Below are 17,307 nucleotides of genomic sequence, written 5' to 3'. Positions count from 1 at the left end.
GTCGTATCGAGCGCGGCGTGATCAAGGTCGGCGAAGAAATCGAAATCGTCGGTATCCGTCCGGTCCAGAAGACCACCGTCACCGGCGTGGAAATGTTCCGCAAGCTGCTCGACCAGGGTCAGGCAGGCGACAACGCCGGTCTGCTGCTGCGCGGCACCAAGCGTGACGACGTCGAGCGTGGCCAGGTCCTGGCCAAGCCGGGTTCGATCAAGCCGCACACCACCTTCGACGCCGAAGTGTACGTGCTGTCCAAGGACGAAGGTGGCCGTCACACCCCGTTCTTCAAGGGCTACCGTCCGCAGTTCTACTTCCGCACCACCGACATCACCGGCGCTTGCGAACTGCCGGAAGGTGTGGAAATGGTGATGCCGGGCGACAACGTGAAGATGGTTGTCACCCTGATCAACCCGGTCGCCATGGATGAAGGCCTGCGCTTCGCGATTCGCGAAGGCGGCCGTACCGTCGGCGCCGGCGTGGTCTCCAAGATCATCGCGTAATACTGCAATACCGGCGGTCGCATAGCGCTGCTGCCGGTCTCGCGAGTGGCGGGCCGGGAACCTCGGTCCGCCTTCGCCGTCTTAGGGAAGGCAAGTTTTTTCAGTACGCCAGTAGCTCAATTGGCAGAGCAGCGGTCTCCAAAACCGCAGGTTGGGGGTTCGAGTCCCTCCTGGCGTGCCACTTCTCCCTTCCAGCGGCTATGCCGCCACAGCAGCCAGAGCCGGATGAACAGCAAGATCGAGCATTCCAAAGACAACGCCTCCACTGGAGGTGACATCGTCAAGTACGCCGTCGCAGCGATCCTGGTGCTGGCGGGTCTTTTTGCTTGGTATTGGTTCGGTGCTCCTGAGCATGCCTCCCAGAGTGCATGGGCCGGTCCGCTTCGCGGTCTGGCCGTTGTCGTTGGCCTGGTGGCCGGCCTCGGCGTGTTCCTGCTGACCGGCAAGGGTCGCGACACGCGGGAATTCCTTTCCGAATCGCGTTTCGAACTGCGCAAGGTGGTCTGGCCGACGCGCCAGGAAGCCATTCGCATGACCTGGGTGGTGATCGTTGTGGTGATCATCCTCAGCCTGCTGCTGGGCGGATTTGACTTCGTGATTCAGAAATTGACCCAGTGGTTCCTGGGTCGATAAGGAGAAACCAGTGAAGCGTTGGTACGTCGTTCACGCCTATTCGGGCTTCGAAAAGTCGGTTGCGCAGGCTCTGCGCGATCGCATCGTGCGTGACGAGATGCAGGAGCGCTTCGGTGACGTCCTGGTCCCGACCGAGGAAGTGGTTGAAATGCGCGCCGGCCAGAAGCGCCGTTCCGAGCGCAAGTTCTTCCCGGGATACGTGCTGGTCCAGATCGAGACCCACGAAGAAAACGGTATCCCGCGCATCGACAACGAAAGCTGGCACCTGGTCAAGGACACCTCCAAGGTGATGGGCTTCATCGGCGGCACCGCCGATCGTCCGTTGCCGATCCGTGATGAAGAGGCTGCCGCCATCCTGGACCGCGTTCAGGAAGGTGTGGAAAAGCCCCGTCCGAAGGTGTTGTTCGAGCCGGGCCAGATGGTCCGTGTCACCGAAGGTCCGTTCAACGACTTCAATGGTGTGGTCGAGGAAGTCAACTACGAGAAGAGCCGTCTGCGCGTCTCGGTGCTGATCTTCGGTCGCGCCACCCCGGTCGAGCTCGAATTCGGCCAGGTCGAAAAGGCCGTCTGAGCCTGAGGCAGCAGGGTTCCGGGCGGCCGCCCGGAACCTGAACAGCCTGCGCCCGTCAGCCTTGAGGCAAGGGCGGAAAAAACCTGATATAGTGCGCGGCTTCCTGCCAGGAAGCTGGCAAAAGCAAGGGCCGCCGCGAGGTGGCCTTCTGCGTGAATTCAAAACGCGATGCCGGGACGCGTGATTCCCGGTCCGATGGGGAGCCTGTTGTCGTAAGGCGCTAGCACCCGGAGAGCATACTCATGGCAAAGAAAGTTGTCGGTTATATCAAGCTGCAGGTGAAGGCCGGTCAGGCCAACCCCTCGCCGCCGGTCGGTCCTGCGCTGGGTCAGCGTGGCCTGAACATCATGGAATTCTGCAAGGCCTTCAATGCCGCCACGCAGAAGCTGGAGCCGGGTCTGCCGGTGCCGGTCATCATCACGGCCTACTCGGACCGTACCTTCACCTTCATCACCAAGAGCACCCCGGCTGCCGTGCTGCTCAAGAAGGCTGCAGGCATCTCCTCGGGCTCCAAGCGCCCGAACACCGAGAAGGTGGGCAAGGTGACCCGCAAGCAGCTCGAAGAGATCGCCAAGACCAAGGAAGCAGACCTGACGGCTGCTGATCTGGATGCCGCGGTGCGCACCATCGCCGGTTCTGCCCGTTCCATGGGCCTCGTGGTAGAGGGTTAAGAAGATGGCACAGACCAAGCGTGAGAAGGCCATCAAGGCCGCCGTCGTCCCGGGCAAGGCATACGCCTTCGAGGACGCCATCAAGATCCTGAAGACCGCTACCAAGGCCAAGTTCGTCGAGTCCTTCGACGTTGCTGTGCGCCTGGGCGTGGACGCCAAGAAGTCCGACCAGCAGGTGCGCGGTTCCACCGTGCTGCCGTCCGGTACCGGCAAGAGCGTGCGCGTTGCCGTCTTCGCACCGGCCGGTGCCAAGGCTGACGAAGCCCTGGCCGCTGGCGCTGAAGCCGTGGGCATGGACGACCTGGCCGAGAAGATGCAGGCCGGCGATCTGAACTACGACGTCGTCATCGCGACCCCGGACGCCATGCGCGTCGTGGGTAAGCTGGGCACCGTGCTCGGCCCGCGCGGCCTGATGCCGAACCCGAAGGTCGGCACCGTGTCGGCCAACCCGGGCGAAGCCGTCAAGAATGCCAAGTCGGGTCAGGTGCGTTACCGCACTGACAAGGCCGGCATCATCCATTGCACCATCGGCAAGGCCGACTTCGCCGAAGACGCGCTGAAGTTGAACCTGCAGGCGCTGCTGATGGATCTGGTCAAGGCCAAGCCGGCCACCTCGAAGGGCACCTACCTGCAGAAGGTTTCGGTCAGCTCGACGATGGGCCCGGGCGTGACCATCGACCAGTCCTCGCTGTCGCTGAAGTAATCGTTTCAAGCGGGTACCGGGCCCAGGTCCGGTACCCGCGATATTTGAAGGCAATCCGAGTGGGGCTCACCCTGCAGAGATAGCCGTCAAAGACCGCAGGCGCGGTCAGTACATACCGGCGACGGGCAAGGATGCTCGCATTGGCAGGGAGTCGCCGCCGGCGCAGTACCGAACGCTTAATCGATTCCCCCGGGAATCACCCTGCGTAGATGGTGCCCTTCTGGAGTTTTTCTGGTTTACGCACGTCTGGGTTCTCCCAGGTTGGCCATCCAGGTCTAGAACGGCCCACCCTTGGAACATCACCTGATGTTCCCGGCGTCCAGGACGGATGCCGCCCAGGACCGCACACGGCAGGAGCCGTAAGCGGAGTTCAATTGGAGGAGTGCAATGGCTCTCAATCTGTCCCAGAAGCAAGAAGTAGTCGCCGAGCTGGCAGACGTCGCCGCCAAGGCCCACTCCTTGATCGCAGCCGAATACGCTGGCACCACGGTCTCCCAGATGACCGCGATGCGCAAGCAGGCACGCGAAACCGGCGTTTTCTTGAAAGTTGTCAAGAACACGCTGGCGGCACGTGCAGTGGAAGGTACCGAATACGAATGCGCCAAAGACGCACTCGTCGGTCCGCTGCTGTACGCGTTCTCGCTCGAGGAGCCCGGCGCAGCCGGTCGCCTGATCAAGGATTTTGCCAAGACCAACGACAAGCTGCAGGCAAAGGTCGTGGCCATCGGCGGGGAACTGTTCCCGGCTGGCCATGTCGACGTGCTGGCCTCGCTGCCGACCCGTGATCAGGCCCTGGCCATGCTGGCCCGCGTCCTGGCCGAGCCGGCCACGATGTTCGCCCGTGCCGTCAAGGCCGTGGCCGACAAGCAGGGTGGCGGTGAAACCGCTGACGCTGCCGAGCCGGTCGCCGAAACCGCCTGAGTCGACGTTTCCGTGGTTCCGAACGGAACCTCAACCCAGAAAATTATCCAAAGGTAATCAAAATGTCCCTTACCAACGAACAGATCGTCGACGCCATCGCCGAGAAGTCCCTGATGGAAGTGATGGAGCTGGTCAAGGCCATCGAAGAGAAGTTCGGCGTCTCCGCCGCTGCTCCGGTCGCCGCAGCTGCTGCTGCTGGCCCGGCTGCCGCTGTTGAAGAGCAGACCGAATTCGACGTCATCCTGAAGTCGGCCGGCGACAAGAAGGTCGAAGTCATCAAGGCTGTCCGCGCCATCACCGGCCTGGGCCTGAAGGAAGCGAAGGATCTGGCAGAAGCCGGCGGCATGATCAAGGAAGCCGCTTCGAAGGACGACGCTGCCAAGTTCAAGAAGGACCTGGAAGCTGCTGGCGCGACTGTCGAAGTCAAGTAAGCAGTTCCTTGCCTCGCCATCGAAACACGGCGATGCAGCCAAGGCTGGGGGCGTAAGCCCCCGGCCTTTGGTCGTTTCACGCAACACCCGAAATACGAGCCCAACACGGGCTGCGGTCATCCCCCGTCACAGCGGCGCCCAGGCGCGCGGGCAGGGGAGTGGATGCAGACGAGTTGGCAGTTGGAAGTAGCGGGAGAAGGCGTGCTGGTGCCGGCAATACCAGCGACTTCCAACTGACAATTTCAGTTTCCCCTCGGGTCGTGGACGCACGATCCGCACAGCCAAGGTGATACCTCATGACGTCTTATTCGTTCACCGAAAAGAAGCGTATCCGCAAGGATTTCGGCAAGCAGCGCTCGATCCTCGAAGTGCCGTTCCTGCTTGCCATCCAGGTCGATTCCTACCGTGAATTCCTGCAGGAAAACGTCGATCCGGCCAAGCGCACGGACCACGGCCTGCATGCCGCCCTGAAGTCGGTGTTCCCGATTTCCAGCTACAGCGGCAACGCTGCCCTGGAATACGTCGGCTACAAGCTCGGCGATCCGGTGTTCGACGAGCGCGAGTGCCGCCAGCGTGGCATGAGCTACGGCGCGCCGCTGCGCGTGACCGTGCGCCTGGTGATCTACGACCGTGAGTCGTCGACCAAGGCCATCAAGTACGTGAAGGAGCAGGAGGTCTACCTCGGCGAAATCCCGCTGATGACCGACAACGGCACCTTCATCGTGAACGGTACCGAGCGCGTGATCGTCTCGCAGCTGCACCGTTCGCCGGGTGTGTTCTTCGACCACGACCGTGGCAAGACCCACAGCTCGGGCAAGCTGCTGTACAGCGCCCGCATCATCCCGTACCGCGGCTCCTGGCTGGACTTCGAGTTCGACCCGAAGGATGCCCTGTTCACCCGTATCGATCGTCGCCGCAAACTGCCGGTCTCGATCCTGCTGCGTGCGCTGGGTTACAGCAACGAAGAGATGCTGGCCGAGTTCTTCGAGATCAACACGTTCCACATCAACCCCGATGAAGGCGTGCAGCTCGAACTGGTGGCCGAGCGTCTGCGCGGCGAGACCCTGAACTTCGACCTGGCCGACGGTGACAAGGTCATCGTGGAAGCCGGCAAGCGCATCACCGCGCGTCACGTCAAGCAGCTGGAAGCCTCGGGCATCGCCGCCCTGGCCGTGCCGGACGATTACATCGTCGGCCGCATCCTGTCGCACGACGTGGTCGATGCAAACACCGGTGAACTGCTGGCCCAGGCCAACGACGAAATCACCGACGAGCAGCTGCAGGCCTTCCGCAAGGCCGGTGTGGATGCCGTGGGCACCCTGTGGGTGAACGATCTGGATCGTGGCCCGTACCTGTCCAACACCCTGCGCATCGATCCGACCAAGACCCAGCTGGAAGCCCTGGTCGAGATCTACCGCATGATGCGTCCGGGCGAGCCGCCGACCAAGGATGCCGCGCAGAACCTGTTCCACAACCTGTTCTTCACCTTCGAGCGCTACGACCTGTCCACGGTCGGCCGCATGAAGTTCAACCGCCGTGTCGGCCGCAAGGCTGTCACCGGCGAAGCCGTGCTGTACGACCGCAAGTACTTCGGTGAGCGCAACGACGAAGAGTCCAAGCGCCTGGTCGCCGAGCACGCCGACACCTCCGACATCCTGGAAGTGATCAAGGTCCTGACCGAGATCCGCAACGGTCGTGGCGTGGTTGATGACATCGATCACCTGGGCAACCGTCGCGTGCGTTCGGTCGGTGAAATGGCCGAGAACGTGTTCCGCGTGGGCCTGGTCCGCGTCGAGCGCGCGGTCAAGGAACGCCTGTCGATGGCCGAATCCGAAGGCCTGACGCCGCAGGAGCTGATCAACGCCAAGCCGGTCGCCGCGGCCATCAAGGAGTTCTTCGGCTCCTCGCAGCTGTCCCAGTTCATGGATCAGAACAACCCGCTGTCGGAAGTGACGCACAAGCGTCGCGTCTCGGCCCTGGGCCCGGGCGGTCTGACCCGCGAACGCGCCGGCTTCGAAGTGCGCGACGTGCACCCGACCCATTACGGCCGCGTCTGCACCATCGAAACGCCGGAAGGCCCGAACATCGGTCTGATCAACTCGCTGGCCGTGTACGCCCGCACCAACCAGTACGGCTTCCTCGAGACTCCGTACCGCAAGGTTGCTGACGGCAAGGTCTCCGACGAGATCGAATTCCTGTCGGCCATCGAAGAAAACGAGTACGTCATCGCCCAGGCCAACGCCCTGACCGATGCCAAGAGCATGCTCACCGAGCAGTTCGTGCCGTGCCGCTTCCAGGGTGAGTCGCTGCTCAAGCCGCCGGCAGAAGTCCACTTCATGGACGTCTCGCCGATGCAGACCGTGTCGATCGCTGCCGCGCTCGTCCCGTTCCTGGAGCACGATGACGCCAACCGTGCACTGATGGGCGCCAACATGCAGCGTCAGGCCGTGCCGACCCTGCGTGCCCAGAAGCCGCTGGTGGGTACCGGTATCGAACGCGCCGTGGCCCGTGACTCCGGTGTGACCGTGAACGCCCGTCGTGGCGGCGAGATCGTGCAGATCGACGCCGGCCGCATCGTGGTCAAGGTCAACGAAGTGGAGATCACCGACGCGACCGACGCCGGCGTGGATATCTACAACCTGATCAAGTACACCCGTTCCAACCAGAACACCTGCATCAACCAGCGTCCGCTGGTGGAAGTGGGCAACGTGGTGGCGCGTGGCGACGTGCTGGCTGATGGTCCGTCCACCGACATCGGTGAACTGGCCCTGGGCCAGAACATGCTGATCGCCTTCATGCCGTGGAACGGCTACAACTTCGAAGACTCCATCCTGCTTTCCGAGCGTGTGGTGGAAGAGGATCGTTACACCACGATCCACATCGAAGAGCTGACCTGCGTTGCGCGTGACACCAAGCTGGGGCCGGAGGAAATCTCCGCCGACATCCCGAACGTCTCCGAGCAGGCCCTGAACCGCCTGGACGAGAGCGGCGTGGTGTACATCGGTGCCGAAGTGCGCGCCGGCGACATCATGGTCGGCAAGGTCACCCCGAAGGGCGAAAGCCAGCTGACCCCGGAAGAGAAGCTGCTGCGCGCGATCTTCGGCGAGAAGGCCTCGGACGTGAAGGACAGCTCGCTGCGCGTGCCGCCGGGCATGGACGGCACCGTCATCGACGTGCAGGTCTTCACCCGCGACGGTATCGAGAAGGACAAGCGCGCCCGTCAGATCGAAGAGTCTGAAATCAAGCGCGTCAAGAAGGACTTCGACGACCAGTTCCGCATCCTGGAAGGCGCCATCTACGCCCGTCTGCGTTCGCAGATCGTGGGCAAGGTGGTCAACGGCGGTGCCAACCTGAAGAAGGGCGACACCGTTACCGACGCCTACCTGGACGGCCTGAAGAAGGCCGACTGGTTCGTGCTGCGCATGAAGGATGAGGACGCCTCCGAAGCCATCGAACGCGCCCAGAAGCAGATCCAGGCGCACGAGAAGGAATTCGAGCGTCGCTTCGCCGACAAGCGCGGCAAGATCACCGCGGGCGACGATCTGGCCCCGGGCGTGCTGAAGATGGTCAAGGTCTTCCTGGCCGTGAAGCGTCGCATCCAGCCGGGTGACAAGATGGCAGGCCGCCACGGCAACAAGGGTGTGGTCTCCAACGTGGTGCCGGTCGAAGACATGCCGTACATGGCCTCGGGCGAAACCGTGGACATCGTGCTGAACCCGCTGGGCGTGCCGTCGCGTATGAACATCGGCCAGATTCTGGAAGTGCATCTGGGTTGGGCCGCCAAGGGCCTGGGTCGCAAGATCCAGGGCATGCTGGAAGCCCAGGCTGCGATCAACGACCTGCGCAAGTTCCTGGACGACGTGTACAACCACGACAAGACCCAGCACGCCAACCACGTCGATCTGACCCAGTTCAGCGACGAGGAGCTGCTGCGCCTGGCCGCCAACCTGACCGACGGCGTGCCGATGGCAACGCCGGTGTTCGACGGTGCCACCGAAGCCGAGATCAAGCACATGCTTGCCCTGGCCGACCTGCCGCTGAGCGGCCAGACCCAGCTGTATGACGGCCGCACCGGTGAGGCATTCGATCGCCACACCACCGTGGGCTACATGCACTACCTGAAGCTGAACCACCTGGTCGACGACAAGATGCACGCCCGTTCGACCGGCCCGTACTCGCTCGTTACCCAGCAGCCGCTGGGCGGCAAGGCGCAGTTCGGTGGCCAGCGCTTCGGTGAAATGGAAGTCTGGGCGCTGGAAGCCTACGGCGCGGCCTACACCCTGCAGGAAATGCTGACGGTGAAGTCCGATGACGTGCAGGGCCGCAACCAGATGTACAAGAACATCGTCGACGGTGAGCACGAGATGGTCGCGGGCATGCCGGAATCCTTCAACGTGCTCGTGAAGGAAATCCGCTCGCTGGCCATCAACATGGAACTGGACGGCAACTGATCGCGCAGGCGCGGCTGCCCCGGCAGCCGCGCCGCCACATCTGAACCGACAGCCCCATCGACAAGATTTCCTCCTTTCGGAGAAACACCATGAAAGACTTGCTCAACCTCTTCAACCAGCAGCGTCAGACGCTGGACTTCGACGCGATCAAGATCGCGCTGGCCTCGCCGGACCTGATCCGTTCGTGGTCCTTCGGCGAAGTGAAGAAGCCGGAAACCATCAACTACCGTACGTTCAAGCCGGAACGCGACGGCCTGTTCTGCGCCGCCATCTTCGGACCGGTCAAGGACTACGAGTGCCTGTGCGGCAAGTACAAGCGCATGAAGCACCGCGGCGTGGTCTGCGAAAAGTGCGGCACCGAAGTCACCCTGGCCAAGGTGCGCCGCGAGCGCATGGGTCACATCGACCTGGCCTCGCCGGTCGCGCACATCTGGTTCCTCAAGTCGCTGCCCTCGCGCATCGGCCTGATGCTGGACATGACCCTGCGTGACATCGAGCGCGTGCTGTACTTCGAAGCCTACGTGGTGACCGAGCCGGGCCTGACCGCCCTGGAGCGCCGCCAGCTGCTGACCGAAGAACAGTACCTGCAGGCCCGCCAGGAACACGGCGACGACTTCGATGCCGCCATGGGCGCCGAGGCCGTGTACGAGCTGCTGCGCACGATCGACCTGCAGTCGGAAATGACCCGCCTGCGCGAAGAAATCGCCAGCACCGGTTCGGAAACCAAGCTCAAGCGCCTCACCAAGCGCATCAAGCTGGTCGAGGCCTTCCTCGAGTCGGGCAACCGTCCGGAGTGGATGGTCATGACCGTGCTGCCGGTGCTGCCGCCGGACCTGCGTCCGCTGGTCCCGCTGGACGGTGGCCGCTTCGCGACCTCCGACCTGAACGACCTGTACCGCCGCGTCATCAACCGTAACAACCGCCTGCGCCGCCTGCTCGAGCTGAACGCGCCGGACATCATCGTGCGCAATGAAAAGCGCATGCTGCAGGAATCGGTCGATGCGCTGCTGGACAACGGCCGTCGCGGCCGTGCCATCACCGGCACCAACAAGCGCCCGCTGAAGTCGCTGGCCGACATGATCAAGGGCAAGCAGGGTCGCTTCCGCCAGAACCTGCTGGGCAAGCGCGTGGACTACTCGGGCCGTTCGGTCATCGTGGTCGGTCCGTACCTGCGCCTGCACCAGTGCGGCCTGCCGAAGAAGATGGCGCTGGAGCTGTTCAAGCCGTTCGTCTTCGCCAAGCTGCAGCGTCGTGGCCTGGCCACCACCATCAAGGCGGCCAAGAAGCTGGTCGAGCGCGAAGAAGCCGAAGTCTGGGACATCCTGGAAGAGGTCATCCGCGAACATCCGGTGATGCTGAACCGTGCGCCGACCCTGCACCGTCTGGGCATCCAGGCCTTCGAGCCGGTCCTGATCGAAGGCAAGGCCATCCAGCTGCATCCGCTGGTCTGCACCGCGTTCAACGCCGACTTCGACGGTGACCAGATGGCCGTCCACGTGCCGCTCTCGCTGGAAGCCCAGCTGGAAGCGCGTGCGCTGATGATGTCCACCAACAACATCCTGTCGCCGGCCAACGGCGAGCCGATCATCGTGCCGTCGCAGGACGTCGTGCTGGGTCTGTACTACATGACCCGCTCGCTGGTGAACAAGAAGGGCGAGGGCATGGCCTTCGCCAACATCGCCGAGGTCAAGCGCGCCTACGACAACCGCGTGGTGGAACTGCACGCGCGCGTCAAGGTCCGCATCACCGAAGTGGTGACCGACGAGGAAGGCAACAAGCAGAACAAGACCTCGATCGTGGACACCACGATCGGTCGCGCCCTGCTGGCTGAAATCCTGCCGGAAGGCCTGCCGTTCGCGCTGGCCAACACCGAGCTGACCAAGAAGAACATCAGCCGCCTGATCAACTCCAGCTACCGTCAGCTGGGCTTGAAGGACACGGTCGTGTTCGCCGATAAGCTGATGTACACCGGCTTCGCCTACGCAACCCGCGCTGGCGTGTCGATCGGCATCGACGACATGCTGATCCCGGACGAGAAGCGCGGCATCCTCACCGAGGCCGAAGCTGAAGTGCTGGAAATCCAGGAGCAGTACCAGTCGGGCCTGGTCACCGCCGGCGAGCGCTACAACAAGGTGGTCGACATCTGGTCGCGCACCAACGAACGCATCGCCAAGGCGATGATGGACACCATCGGTACCGAGAAGGTGGTCAACGCCGAAGGCGAGACCATCGACCAGAAGTCGATGAACTCGCTGTACATCATGGCCGACTCCGGTGCCCGTGGTTCGCAGGCGCAGATCCGTCAGCTGGCCGGTATGCGCGGCCTGATGGCGCGTCCGGATGGCTCGATCATCGAAACGCCCATCAAGGCGAACTTCCGTGAAGGCCTGAACGTGCAGGAGTACTTCAACTCCACCCACGGTGCCCGTAAGGGTCTGGCCGATACCGCGCTGAAGACGGCGAACTCGGGTTACCTGACCCGTCGTCTGGTGGACGTGGCGCAGGACGTGGTCATCACCGAGGTGGATTGCGGTACCACCGAAGGCCTGACCATGACCCCGATCGTGGAAGGCGGCGACGTCGTGGAGCCGTTGAAGGACCGCGTGCTGGGTCGTGTCGTGGCCGAGGACGTGTTCCTGCCGGGCAACGACGAAGATCCGATCGTGACCCGCAACACGCTGCTCGACGAGCAGTGGGTGGCCAAGCTGGAAGATGCGTCGGTACAGTCGGTCAAGGTCCGTTCGACCATCAGCTGCGCCTCGCCGTTCGGCGTCTGCGCGCACTGCTACGGTCGCGATCTGGCCCGTGGCCACATCGTCAACATCGGTGAAGCGGTCGGCGTCATCGCCGCACAGTCGATCGGTGAGCCGGGTACCCAGCTGACCATGCGTACGTTCCACATCGGTGGTGCGGCGTCGCGAGCGGCTGCGGTGGACAACATCACCGTCAAGACCACCGGTTCGGTGAAGTTCAACAACCTGAAGTCGGTCGAGCACGCCAGCGGTTCGCTGGTGGCGGTCTCGCGTTCGGGCGAAATGTCGGTGCTCGATGCCCACGGCCGTGAGCGTGAGCGTTACAAGCTGCCGTACGGCGCGACCATCACGTCAAAGGACGGCGATGCGGTCAAGGCTGGCCAGACCGTGGCCAACTGGGACCCGCATAACCACCCGATCGTGTCGGAAGTGGCCGGTTTCATCCGCTTCATCGACTTCATCGACGGCGTCACCGTCATCGAGAAGACCGACGAACTGACCGGCCTGGCATCGCGTGAAATCACCGATCCGAAGCGTCGTGGTTCGCAGGCGAAGGACCTGCGCCCGATCGTGCGTATCGTGGACAAGAACGGCAACGATCTGACCATCCCGAACACGGATCTGCCGGCACAGTACCTGCTGCCGCCGCGCTCGATCGTCAACCTGCAGGACGGCGCCGCCGTCGGCGTGGGTGACGTGGTCGCCAAGATCCCGCAGGAAGCGTCCAAGACCCGCGACATCACCGGTGGTCTGCCGCGCGTGGCCGATCTGTTCGAAGCACGCAAGCCGAAGGATCCGGCGATCCTGGCCGAGCGTTCGGGCATCATCAGCTTCGGCAAGGACACCAAGGGCAAGCAGCGCCTGATCATCAAGGACACCGATGGTTCGGAACACGAAGAGCTGATCCCGAAGTACCGTCAGGTGATCGTGTTCGAAGGCGAGCACGTGACCAAGGGCGAAACCATCGTGGACGGCGAGCCGAGCCCGCAGGACATCCTGCGTCTGCTGGGTGTCGAACCGCTGGCGGCCTACCTGGTCAAGGAAATCCAGGACGTGTACCGCCTGCAGGGCGTGAAGATCAACGACAAGCACATCGAGGTGATCACCCGCCAGATGCTGCGCAAGGTCGAGATCACCGACCAGGGCACCAGCAAGTTCCTGAATGGCGAGCAGGCCGAGCGCCAGCGCGTCATCGAGGAAAATGCCCGCCTGGCCACCCGCAACGAGCTGCCGGCCCGTTTCGATCCGGTGCTGCTGGGTATCACCAAGGCTTCGCTGGCGACCGAATCGTTCATCTCGGCGGCGTCGTTCCAGGAAACCACCCGCGTGCTGACCGAAGCGGCCGTTCGCGGCACCTCGGACAACCTGCGCGGCCTGAAGGAAAACGTCATCGTCGGCCGTCTGATCCCGGCCGGTACGGGCCTTGCGTACCACGCCAACCGTCGTCGCAACGCCTCCGGGCTGACCGACTCGGAAATGCAGACCCTGTCCGGCAGCGCGCCGGCCGTGGCTGAGGTGGCCCCGGTGGCCGCCGTGGCGGTGGAATCGACCGAAGCTGAACAGGCTCCGGGCAGCGACGAGTAATACGCAGGCCCGGCTTCGGCCGGGCCCGCGGCAGGGCAGGGCGTCGACTCCGGTCGGCGGCCTTCCCGGCAAATCAGCAGGCACCGGCCACTGGTCGTCTGCCTGCCGATGAGGTAGGATGCCCGCCGGTCTTTCAACGGACCGGCTTGACAACCTGAACGGGGGGCATGGAAAAGGCTCCCCTGTAACGGCCCGGGATCAGGGCTGGCTTGGCGCGTGCGCATTTGACTGCGTTTTCGCCGGGTTGCTACAATCGTCTGTCTCAGCAGGCCGGTCTTTCGCCTGCTCGCACATTTCCGCATTCATGGCCAGTCTTTTCATTGGCCTCTCTCAGAAGAACATACTGATGGCGACGATCAATCAGCTTGTCCGCAAGCCGCGGCAGGCAACCACTTATAAGAGTGCCTCCCCGGCGCTCGATAAGTGCCCCCAGCGCCGTGGTGTCTGCACGCGCGTGTACACCACCACTCCGAAGAAGCCGAACTCGGCGCTTCGCAAGGTTGCCAAGGTCCGCCTGACCAACCAGGAAGAAGTGATTAGCTACATCGGCGGCGAAGGCCACAACCTGCAGGAGCACTCCGTGGTCCTCATCCGTGGCGGTCGCGTCAAGGATCTGCCGGGTGTGCGTTACCACACCGTGCGTGGCTCGCTGGACGCCTCCGGCGTTGCCAAGCGTCGCCAGGGCCGTTCCAAGTACGGCGCCAAGCGTCCGAAGAGCTAAGGGAAAGTACACATGTCTCGTAAAGGTAATACGCCGCAGCGCTCTGTCCTGCCGGATCCGAAGCACGGAAGTGAAACCATCGCTCGTTTCATCAATATGGTGATGCTGAGCGGCAAGAAGTCGGTCGCTGAAAAGATCGTCTACGGCGCCATGGACGTGATCGGCGAAAAGAACCCGAATTCCGTCGAGCTGGTTCAGAAGGCTCTGGAAAACGTGGCTCCGTCGGTCGAAGTCAAGTCCCGCCGTGTCGGTGGTGCTACGTACCAGGTGCCGGTCGAAGTGCGTTCGTCGCGCAAGATGGCCCTGGCCATGCGTTGGCTGATCGACTCGGCGCGTAAGCGTGGTGAAAACACCATGCCGAAGAAGCTGGCTGCCGAACTGCTGGACGCCTCGGAAAATCGTGGTGGCGCCATCAAGAAGCGCGAAGAAACCCACCGCATGGCCGAAGCCAACAAGGCCTTCGCGCACTACCGCTGGTGAGTTTGACGGCCTTGCAAAACAGGCACGGCAGCACCATCTAGGTGCTGCCCCGCGGCACCTGGGGTGCCGCGCCAATCCGAAGGCCGCCGAAAGGCGGCGTTCGGCCATCCGAATTCCAAGAAATTGAGAGGCTCCCGTGGCCCGCACCACTCCCATCGAGCGTTACCGCAATTTCGGCATCATGGCCCACATCGATGCCGGCAAGACCACCACGTCCGAGCGCATCCTGTTCTACACCGGCAAGAGCCACAAGATCGGTGAAGTGCACGACGGCGCTGCCACCATGGACTGGATGGAGCAGGAGCAGGAGCGTGGCATCACGATCCAGTCCGCTGCCACCACCGCGTTCTGGAAGGGCATGGACAAGTCCCTGCCGGAGCACCGCTTCAACATCATCGATACCCCCGGGCACGTCGACTTCACCATCGAAGTGGAGCGCTCGCTGCGCGTGCTCGACGGCGCGGTCTTCGTGCTGTGCGCCGTCGGTGGCGTGCAGCCGCAGTCGGAAACCGTGTGGCGCCAGGCCAACCGGTACAAGGTGCCGCGCATTGCCTTCGTCAACAAGATGGACCGCACCGGTGCCAACTTCACCAAGGTCGTCGGCCAGCTGAAGGCCAAGCTCGGCGCCACCGCCGTGCCGATGCAGCTGCCGATCGGCGCTGAAGACGGCTTCAAGGGCGTGGTCGATCTGATCAAGATGAAGGCCATCCATTGGGATGAAGCCTCGCAGGGCATGAAGTTCGAGTACCTGGAGATCCCGGCTGACATGCAGGCGGAGGCCGAAGAGGCCCGTACCTACATGATCGAAGCGGCGGCTGAAGCCAGCGAAGAGCTGATGGAAAAGTACCTGGGCGGCGAAGAGCTGACCGAGGCCGAAATCGTCGAAGCCCTGCGCGTGCGCACCCTGGCCACCGACATCGTGCCGATGTACTGCGGCTCGGCGTTCAAGAACAAGGGCGTGCAGGCCATGCTGGACGGCGTGGTGCAGCTGCTGCCGTCGCCGATCGACGTGCCGGACGTGACCGGTACCGACGTGGACGACGAAACCATTGCGCTGAGCCGCAAGTCCGATGACAAGGCGCCGTTCTCGGCGCTGGCCTTCAAGATCATCACCGATCCGTTCGTCGGCGCGCTGACCTTCTTCCGTGTCTACTCGGGCACCCTGAACGCCGGCGACCAGCTGCTGAACTCGGTCAAGGGCAAGAAGGAGCGCATCGGCCGCATCCTGCAGATGCATTCCAACGATCGCGAAGAGATCAAGGAAGTGCTGGCCGGTGACATCGCCGCTGCGGTGGGTCTGAAGGACACCACCACCGGTGACACCCTGTGCTCGCAGGACCACCCGATCATCCTGGAGCGCATGGTGTTCCCGGAGCCGGTCATCTCGATGGCCGTCGAACCGAAGACCAAGTCCGACCAGGAAAAGATGGGTCTGGCCCTTGGCCGTCTGGCCCAGGAAGATCCGTCGTTCCGCGTCAAGACCGACGAAGAATCCGGCCAGACCATCATCTCGGGCATGGGCGAGCTGCACCTGGACATCATCGTGGATCGCATGAAGCGCGAGTTCAACGTTGAAGCCAACGTCGGCAAGCCGCAGGTTGCGTACCGCGAAACGATCCAGATGGCGGACGTGAAGTCGGACTACAAGCACGCCAAGCAGTCCGGTGGTAAGGGTCAGTACGGTCACGTCGTGATCGAGCTGTCGCCGATCACCGCTGAAGACCGTGCCGACCCGAAGATCGGTCCGATGATCAAGGACGACTTCCTGTTCATCAACGACATCACCGGTGGCGTGATTCCGAAGGAATTCATTCCGTCGATCGAAAAGGGCCTGCGCGAAACCATCACCAGCGGTCCGCTGGCGGGCTTCCCGGTCGTTGACGTCAAGGTGAAGCTGGTGTTCGGCTCGTACCATGACGTCGACTCCTCGGAAATGGCGTTCAAGCTGGCCTCCTCGATGGCCTTCAAGCAGGGCTTCCAGAAGGCCAAGCCGGTCCTGCTGGAGCCGATCATGAAGGTCGAGATCGTGACCCCGGAGGATTACCAGGGTGACGTGATGGGCGACGTCAGCCGTCGTCGTGGCGTGCTGCAGGGTTCGAGCACCACCGGTGACGGTTCGGCCAGCATCATCAACGCGATGATCCCGCTGGGTGAAATGTTCGGTTACGCCACCTCGCTGCGTTCGCAGACCCAGGGTCGCGCAACGTTCACGATGGAGTTCGACCACTACGAGCCGGCGCCGAACAACATCGCCGAAACCGTGATCAAGAAGTCCTGAGCGTAAGCTCAGGGCTCCACCTCATTCTTTTCTGATATCCAAGGTATACAACAATGGCAAAGGGTAAGTTCGAGCGCACCAAGCCGCACGTCAACGTCGGCACCATCGGTCACGTCGATCACGGCAAGACCACGCTGACCGCTGCACTGACCAAGATCGGTGCCGAGCGCTTCGGTGGCGAGTTCAAGGATTACTCCTCGATCGACGCCGCGCCGGAAGAAAAGGCGCGTGGCATCACGATCTCGACCGCACACGTCGAATACGAATCCACCGAACGTCATTACGCCCACGTCGATTGCCCGGGCCATGCTGACTACGTCAAGAACATGATCACCGGTGCTGCCCAGATGGACGGCGCGATCCTGGTCTGTTCGGCTGCTGACGGCCCGATGCCGCAGACCCGTGAGCACATCCTGCTCTCGCGTCAGGTCGGCGTGCCGTACATCGTCGTCTTCCTGAACAAGGCAGACATGGTCGATGACGCCGAGCTGCTGGAACTGGTCGAGATGGAAGTCCGCGAGCTGCTGAGCAAGTACGACTTCCCGGGCGATGACACCCCGATCATCTCGGGTTCGGCCCGCCTGGCGCTGGAAGGCGACCAGAGCGAGATCGG

13 protein-coding genes and 1 tRNA gene are annotated in these 17,307 nt (G+C 62.9%); all 14 read left to right on the top strand.

Annotated features, from left to right (window positions below; all coding sequences use genetic code 11):
- Positions 1-497: EF-Tu/IF-2/RF-3 family GTPase (locus tag BCL79_RS19955; RefSeq protein WP_259462199.1), on the top strand; the 497-nt coding region annotated here is incomplete at its 5' end.
- 105 nt (positions 498-602) lie between these two features.
- Positions 603-678: transfer RNA gene (locus tag BCL79_RS19950), tRNA-Trp, on the top strand.
- A 44-nt stretch (positions 679-722) separates the two neighbouring features.
- Positions 723-1,130 carry a preprotein translocase subunit SecE gene (gene secE, locus BCL79_RS19945; RefSeq protein ID WP_121044666.1) on the top strand — a complete coding sequence of 136 codons (408 nt, stop codon included), beginning with the start codon at positions 723-725 and terminating at the stop codon, positions 1,128-1,130.
- A gap of 10 nt (positions 1,131-1,140) precedes the next feature.
- Positions 1,141-1,701 carry a transcription termination/antitermination protein NusG gene (gene nusG, locus BCL79_RS19940; RefSeq protein ID WP_019186115.1) on the top strand — a complete coding sequence of 187 codons (561 nt, stop codon included), beginning with the start codon at positions 1,141-1,143 and terminating at the stop codon, positions 1,699-1,701.
- 242 nt (positions 1,702-1,943) lie between these two features.
- Entirely contained in the window at positions 1,944-2,372 is a 429-nt protein-coding gene (gene rplK / locus BCL79_RS19935; protein ID WP_019186116.1) for a 50S ribosomal protein L11, read from the top strand.
- Positions 2,373-2,376: 4 nt separating this feature from the next.
- Positions 2,377-3,075, top strand: coding sequence for a 50S ribosomal protein L1 (gene rplA, locus BCL79_RS19930; protein WP_121044663.1), 699 nt, complete (start codon positions 2,377-2,379; stop codon positions 3,073-3,075).
- Positions 3,076-3,462: 387 nt separating this feature from the next.
- Positions 3,463-3,996, top strand: coding sequence for a 50S ribosomal protein L10 (gene rplJ / locus BCL79_RS19920; RefSeq protein WP_121044660.1), 534 nt, complete (start codon positions 3,463-3,465; stop codon positions 3,994-3,996).
- A gap of 62 nt (positions 3,997-4,058) precedes the next feature.
- A complete protein-coding gene (gene rplL / locus BCL79_RS19915) occupies positions 4,059-4,427 on the top strand; it encodes a 50S ribosomal protein L7/L12 (RefSeq protein ID WP_019186119.1) in 369 nt (122 codons plus the stop codon).
- Positions 4,428-4,723: 296 nt separating this feature from the next.
- A complete protein-coding gene (gene rpoB, locus BCL79_RS19910; protein WP_121044657.1) occupies positions 4,724-8,878 on the top strand; it encodes a DNA-directed RNA polymerase subunit beta in 4,155 nt (1,384 codons plus the stop codon).
- 89 nt (positions 8,879-8,967) lie between these two features.
- The gene (gene rpoC / locus BCL79_RS19905; RefSeq protein WP_088434181.1) at positions 8,968-13,215 is read left to right on the top strand and encodes a DNA-directed RNA polymerase subunit beta'; all 4,248 of its coding nucleotides are present in this window, start codon (positions 8,968-8,970) and stop codon (positions 13,213-13,215) included.
- Positions 13,216-13,561: 346 nt separating this feature from the next.
- A complete protein-coding gene (rpsL, locus tag BCL79_RS19900; protein WP_017356008.1) occupies positions 13,562-13,936 on the top strand; it encodes a 30S ribosomal protein S12 in 375 nt (124 codons plus the stop codon).
- A 12-nt stretch (positions 13,937-13,948) separates the two neighbouring features.
- Positions 13,949-14,416 carry a 30S ribosomal protein S7 gene (gene rpsG, locus BCL79_RS19895; RefSeq protein WP_019186122.1) on the top strand — a complete coding sequence of 156 codons (468 nt, stop codon included), beginning with the start codon at positions 13,949-13,951 and terminating at the stop codon, positions 14,414-14,416.
- A gap of 136 nt (positions 14,417-14,552) precedes the next feature.
- A complete protein-coding gene (fusA, locus tag BCL79_RS19890) occupies positions 14,553-16,694 on the top strand; it encodes an elongation factor G (RefSeq protein ID WP_121044654.1) in 2,142 nt (713 codons plus the stop codon).
- Positions 16,695-16,747: 53 nt separating this feature from the next.
- Positions 16,748-17,307, top strand: a 560-nt coding sequence (locus tag BCL79_RS19885; RefSeq protein WP_121044542.1) for a GTP-binding protein, incomplete at its 3' end; no start/stop codon positions are given.

The sequence above is a fragment of the Stenotrophomonas rhizophila genome (assembly GCF_003651185.1).
Taxonomy (GTDB): Bacteria; Pseudomonadota; Gammaproteobacteria; order Xanthomonadales; family Xanthomonadaceae; genus Stenotrophomonas; species Stenotrophomonas maltophilia_Z.
Note: the sequence above shows the minus strand (reverse complement) of the source record. Positions and strands in the feature narration are given on the sequence as shown.